Source organism: Pseudobutyrivibrio sp. (genome assembly GCF_015057185.1).
Lineage (GTDB): Bacteria > Bacillota > Clostridia > Lachnospirales > Lachnospiraceae > Pseudobutyrivibrio.
Window position 1 is genome coordinate 1 of the sequence record NZ_SVEV01000058.1, and the last position, 6,020, is coordinate 6,020.

Here is a 6,020-nt window from a genome sequence, read left to right on the forward strand (position 1 = left end):
TTTGTAGTTGTTGCAGAAGAAAGCTCCTTCTTAGCCTTCTCAGCTGCTTCCTTAAGTCTCTGAAGAGCCATCTTATCAGATGAAAGATCTACGCCCTCAGCTGCCTTAAACTCAGCAAGCATCCAATCTGTAATCTTCTGATCAAAGTCGTCACCACCAAGTCTGTTGTTACCAGCTGTAGCAAGAACCTCGATAACACCATCACCGATTTCAATAATAGATACATCAAATGTACCACCACCTAAATCGTATACCATAATCTTCTGCTCCTGCTCGTTATCAAGACCATAAGCAAGTGCAGCTGCTGTAGGCTCGTTGATGATACGCTTTACATCAAGACCAGCAATCTTACCAGCATCCTTTGTAGCCTGACGCTGAGCATCGTTGAAGTAAGCAGGTACTGTAATAACTGCCTCTGAAACTGACTCACCAAGGTAGTTCTCAGCATCGCTCTTAAGCTTCTGAAGAATCATAGCTGAAATTTGTTGTGGAGAGTACTTCTTGTCGTCAATGATACGACCATTGTCTGTACCCATATCTCTCTTGATAGAAGAGATTGTCTTTTCAGCGTTTGTTACAGCCTGACGCTTTGCAGGCTCACCAACAAGTCTCTCACCTGTCTTTGTAAATGCAACGATAGATGGTGTTGTTCTAGCACCTTCTGTATTTGCGATAACTGTAGGCTTTCCACCTTCCATAACGGCAACACAGCTGTTAGTTGTTCCTAAATCGATACCAATAATCTTTCCCATGATTTATATCCTCCTATAATAACTTTGTTATTAGTCTTGTTATCTATAAAGTAAATAATTTTAGTTAGCAACTTTAACCATTGAATGACGAACTACAGCATCATTAAACATGTAGCCCTTTTGGAATTCCTCTACAACGATATTCTCGCCAACTTCCTCATCCTCAACATGCATTACTGCATTATGGAAATCTGGATTGAATTCCTGTCCAACTGCCTCGATTGGCTTAACGCCTGCTTCATCAAGTGTTGTAAGCAATTGCTTGTATATCATGAGCATTCCATCTGCAAATGGATCAGTTCCTTCTTCTACTGTAGCAAGTCCTCTTTCGAAGTTATCTACTACAGGGAGAATCTTTTCAATGATGTTTTTAGCTCCCATATTGAACATCTGAGATTTCTCTTGCTCTGTACGACGTCTGAAGTTTTCGAACTCAGCCATTTGACGAGTAACTCTATCTGTAAGCTGTTCAATTTGTTCGTCTCTCTTATCTTTTTTCTTTTCCTTTTTCTTTGAAGCCTTTTTAGCTTCTTTTGAATCAGCATTAGTCTCTTTGTTTTCTTCGACTGTAGCTTCTTCCTTCATCTCTTCAGCATTTTCCACAGCTTCTTTAACTGCTTCTTCTGTAGAGAACTCTTCTTTTTTCTCTGTATTCTCTGCCACTTATTTACATCTCCTTAACTAAGAATCTTTGCCTTCGTTTTTAAGTAATTTATCAAGCTGTCCTTTAAGGCTTTTTATATTATCAACAACATTCTCATAATCCATACGCTTTGGTCCAACTATACCAATGGTACCCTTTACTCCATCTCCAAGCTCGTATGTTGCTGTAACTATCGAGCAATCCTTCATAGTGGAAATAGGTGATTCATCACCTATGTAAACCTGAATTGCATTTTCATCAGCCCCAGCGCTCTTATCAGAAAGAAGCTCCACAAGGGATTGCTTTTCCTCGAATGTATCTAGAAGCTCTGATGCTTTTTTTGAATCTGATAACTCAGGATACTTGAAAATATTAGTAGCACCTGATGTATATACCTGAAGATCATCATCTTCTGTGATAGTCTCTGCTACTGATTCAAGAACCTGTGAAATGATTTCATCATGGATACCAGCCTGTTCTTTGAGCTTTGTAATGAGTGCTAAGTTAATCTGGTCAATGGCAAGTCCGTTAAGATTTGTATTAAGCAGCATGTTTAGCTTTAGCATTGTCTCATTATCAAGAGGCTTATCCACATTTATAATTTTGTTTTTAACAATGTTGCCATCCATAACAACAACTGATAAAACCTGTTTTTCATCAACAGCAGAAAGCTGAATGAACTTTAATTTGTTTGAAACAACTGATGGAGCTGTAATCATCGTAGCGTACTGAGTATTGGTAGCCAAAACCTTTGCCACGTTTTTAAGTAGGCTCTCCATTTTTTCAGTTTTCTCAATCATCCATTCCTGCATGTTTGAGACTTCTTTATCCTTCTCAGCAATAAGATTATTTACATAGAAGCGATATCCCTTATCAGAAGGAATACGTCCTGCTGAGGTATGAGGCTGGACAATGTATCCTAAATCCTCAAGGTCTGACATCTCATTACGAATAGTGGCGGAACTAAGATTCAAATCCGTATATTTAGAAATCGTACGAGAGCCAACTGGTTCTCCTGTTTCTAAATAGTTCTTGATAATTGCATTTAAGATTTTTACTTTTCTTTCATCAAGTTCCGTATCTGCCATACATTCACCTCACTTGCAATTTTAGTGAAACCATTTAGTTTTTGTTTTGTTAGCACTCATCTAATTGGAGTGCTAATCAATTCTGATGTTAATTTACACCTAGGGTCCCCTTTTGTCAACACGCTTTAGAATTTTTTTATATTTAATTTACCTATTATTAATAAAGTAGTCTTTCATCATTAATAATTGTTATTTTTCCAATGCTTTGGTAATATAAATGCAGTATTTTTATGAGGTGAATTAATGGATCAAAGTAAAATTAGAAATTTTTGTATTGTAGCACATATCGATCACGGCAAATCAACTCTTGCCGATAGAATTATACAGATGACAGGCACTCTTACCGACCGAGAGATGCAGAATCAGGTTCTTGATAATATGGACCTTGAAAGAGAACGTGGTATCACCATTAAATCTCAGGCTGTTCGTATTATCTACAAAGCAGACGATGGACAGGAATATATTTTCAATCTCATTGACACACCAGGCCATGTTGACTTTAATTATGAAGTTTCTCGTTCACTTGCTGCTTGTGATGGTGCCATTCTTGTTGTTGATGCCGCACAGGGTATTGAGGCTCAGACTCTTGCAAATGTTTATCTTGCACTTGACCATGACCTTGATGTTATCCCTGTAATCAACAAAATCGACTTACCATCTGCTGACCCAGAGCGTGTAATCGAAGAAATCGAAGATATCATCGGTCTTGAGGCACAGGATGCTCCACAGATATCTGCAAAAACAGGTCTTAATATTCATGATGTACTTGAGGCTATTGTTAATCAGCTTCCTGCTCCAAAGGGTGACCCAAAGGCTCCTTTGCAGGCACTTATCTTTGACTCTCTCTACGACCCATACAAGGGCGTTATCGTATTCTGCAGAGTAAAAGAAGGTACACTTAAGGTTGGTGATTCAGTTCGTATGATGGCAACCGGCGCAGAATTTGATGTTGTAGAGGTTGGATACTTTGGCGCAGGGCAGTTCATTCCTTGCGATGAGCTTCCAGCAGGTATGGTTGGATACATGACAGCATCTATCAAAAATGTTAGAGATACTCGTGTTGGTGATACAATCACCCATGCAGATAAACCAGCAGCCAAGCCACTTCCTGGTTATAAAAAGGTTAATCCAATGGTTTACTGCGGTCTTTATCCAGCAGACGGTGCTAAATATCCAGATTTACGTGACGCCCTTGAGAAGCTTCAGCTTAACGATGCAGCTTTGCAGTTTGAGCCTGAGACATCTATCGCTCTTGGCTTTGGTTTCCGTTGTGGTTTCCTTGGACTTTTACATTTAGAGATTATTCAGGAACGTCTTGAGCGAGAATATAATCTTGACCTTGTTACTACAGCACCAGGCGTAGTTTACAGAGTATACAAAACTGATGGCACAATGATTGAGCTTACTAACCCTAGCAACCTTCCAGATCCATCAGAAATCGAATACATGGAAGAGCCTATCGTAGAGGCTGAGATAATGGTTTCTTCTGATTATATTGGTGCCATCATGGATCTTTGTCAGGAGCGTCGTGGCCAGTATATCAGCATGGAATACATCGAAGAGACTCGTGCTCTTATTAAGTACACTCTTCCACTTAATGAAATCATTTACGATTTCTTTGATGCATTAAAGAGCCGCTCTCGTGGATATGCATCCTTCGATTATGAAATGAAGGGATATGCTAAATCAGATTTAGTTAAACTTGATATCCTTATTAATAAAGAAGAAGTTGATGCATTATCATTTATCGTATTCTCCGGCACAGCTTATGAGCGCGGCCGTAAAATGTGTGAAAAGCTCAAAGAAGAGATTCCACGTCACTTGTTTGAGATTCCTATTCAGGCAGCTGTTGGTTCAAAGGTTATTGCTAGAGAAACCGTTAAGGCTATGCGTAAGGACGTACTTGCAAAGTGTTACGGTGGTGATATTTCACGTAAGAAAAAGCTTCTTGAAAAGCAAAAAGAAGGTAAAAAGAGAATGCGTCAGGTTGGCAATGTAGAAATTCCTCAGGAAGCCTTCATGAGCGTTCTTAAATTGGACGAGGATTAAAATGACTCCTATCGAACTGTATATTCATATACCATTTTGTGTTAAAAAATGTTTATATTGCGACTTCCTATCTGGAGTCTTTGATGAAAAAATGCAGCGGCGTTACGTCGCTGCTTTGTGCACTGAAATAAAATTTCAGGCCAAAAGGCATCCAGGCTGTATAGTCAGCACCATATATGTAGGCGGTGGTACCCCTTCATGGCTTTCCGAGGATTTAATGGATGCAATTATTACCACAGTAAAGCAATCCTTTAAATTAGATCCTTTGGCAGAGATTTCCGTGGAGTGTAATCCAGGTACTCTCTCCTCTGAAAAGCTAAATCTATACCGTTCTGTAGGCATTAATCGCCTAAGCATCGGGCTTCAATCTGCAAATGATGACGAGCTAAAGGAATTAGGTCGCATCCACGATTATAATCGATTTTTACACACATACGATTTAGTTCGCAAGGCTGGATTTGATAACGTTAACGTGGACATTATGACTGGTCTTCCACATCAAACAATAGCAAAGCTTGAAAAGACCTTAAATGCTGTTACCATGCTTAGACCAGAGCATATTTCCGCTTATTCTCTTATCATTGAAAAGGGCACTCATTTCTATGACAAATATAAATTTGATGCTGTTAAGCAACAAGCAGGCATGCAGACAGAGGATTTACCTACAGATGAAGAGTCCTATAACCTTTATAAATTCACAATGCAATATCTTGAAAAGAAAGGTTATAAGCGCTACGAGATTTCAAACTACGCTAGAAATGGCAAAATCTGTCGTCACAACGTAGGCTACTGGGATCGAGTGCCATACCTTGGTCTAGGCCTTGGAGCTGCTTCTTTATTTGACAATGTTCGCACCAGCAACATTTCCGATATTTATAAATACTGCGAGATATCCGAAGCAATCTCTTCTGGCAAAAATGTACCTTCTGAGCATTCCTGTGCTTATTATGATACAGAAGAAGTTCTTTCCAAGAAAGACGCCATGGAAGAATTTATGTTCCTAGGTCTTCGTAAAATAGACGGTGTAGCCCGTAGTGATTTCTACAATATGTTCGCCATCGATATAGAGGCAATTTATGGGCCAATCATTACTGCCCTTAGAAATCAGGGCTTTATGGATGCAAAGGAAGGCCGACTTTTCCTTACTGATATTGGAATAGACGTAAGCAATCAAGTTCTATCAAAATTTTTATTAGATAAATAGCAATTATATCTTGACAAAGTTAGGTTCATTATCTATTATATTTGAGTATGCGTTGAACTGTCCGTGTCCGGCTACAACGTATTTAATTTGAACATTTTATAATTTAACAAATTGGAGGTGTAGCAACACATGGCAAATATTAAATCTGCAAAGAAGCGTGTACTCGTTACAGCTATTAAGACAGAAAGAAATAAGGCTATCAGATCTGAGGTTAAGACATACGTTAAGCGTGTTGAGGCTGCTGTAGTAGCTGGTGACAAGGCTGTTGCTGAGTCAGAGCTTAA

The 6,020-nt window shown here is 39.0% G+C and carries 6 protein-coding genes; 3 read left to right on the forward strand and 3 right to left on the reverse strand.

The window, feature by feature from the left end; genetic code table 11:
- The 3 genes from E7276_RS14945 to hrcA all read right to left on the reverse strand — a co-directional run.
- The coding region (locus E7276_RS14945; RefSeq protein WP_294219354.1) for an Hsp70 family protein at nucleotides 1-752 on the reverse strand (752 nt) is incomplete at its 3' end.
- Nucleotides 753-812: 60 nt separating this feature from the next.
- Nucleotides 813-1,415, reverse strand: a complete 603-nt coding sequence (gene grpE / locus E7276_RS14950) for a nucleotide exchange factor GrpE (RefSeq protein ID WP_294219357.1) — start codon at nucleotides 1,413-1,415, stop codon at nucleotides 813-815.
- Nucleotides 1,416-1,433: 18 nt separating this feature from the next.
- The gene (gene hrcA / locus E7276_RS14955; RefSeq protein WP_294219359.1) at nucleotides 1,434-2,483 is read right to left on the reverse strand and encodes a heat-inducible transcriptional repressor HrcA; all 1,050 of its coding nucleotides are present in this window, start codon (nucleotides 2,481-2,483) and stop codon (nucleotides 1,434-1,436) included.
- Between the two features lie 243 nt (nucleotides 2,484-2,726).
- On the opposite strand from hrcA, the gene lepA reads away from it, so the two are divergent.
- The 3 genes from lepA to rpsT form a co-directional block, all read left to right on the forward strand.
- Complete coding sequence (gene lepA / locus E7276_RS14960) at nucleotides 2,727-4,532, forward strand: translation elongation factor 4 (protein ID WP_294219362.1); 1,806 nt, start codon at nucleotides 2,727-2,729, stop codon at nucleotides 4,530-4,532.
- A 1-nt stretch (nucleotide 4,533) separates the two neighbouring features.
- Nucleotides 4,534-5,736, forward strand: coding sequence for a radical SAM family heme chaperone HemW (gene hemW, locus E7276_RS14965; RefSeq protein ID WP_294219366.1), 1,203 nt, complete (start codon nucleotides 4,534-4,536; stop codon nucleotides 5,734-5,736).
- 129 nt (nucleotides 5,737-5,865) lie between these two features.
- Nucleotides 5,866-6,020, forward strand: a 155-nt coding sequence (gene rpsT / locus E7276_RS15135; protein WP_294219368.1) for a 30S ribosomal protein S20, incomplete at its 3' end; no start/stop codon positions are given.

Coding starts and splice junctions, on each gene's coding strand:
- hrcA (WP_294219359.1), bottom strand. CDS start 2,483: ATGGCAGATACGGAACTTGATGAAAGAAAAGTAAAAATCTTAAATGCA.
- lepA (WP_294219362.1), top strand. CDS start 2,727: ATGGATCAAAGTAAAATTAGAAATTTTTGTATTGTAGCACATATCGAT.
- hemW (WP_294219366.1), top strand. CDS start 4,534: ATGACTCCTATCGAACTGTATATTCATATACCATTTTGTGTTAAAAAA.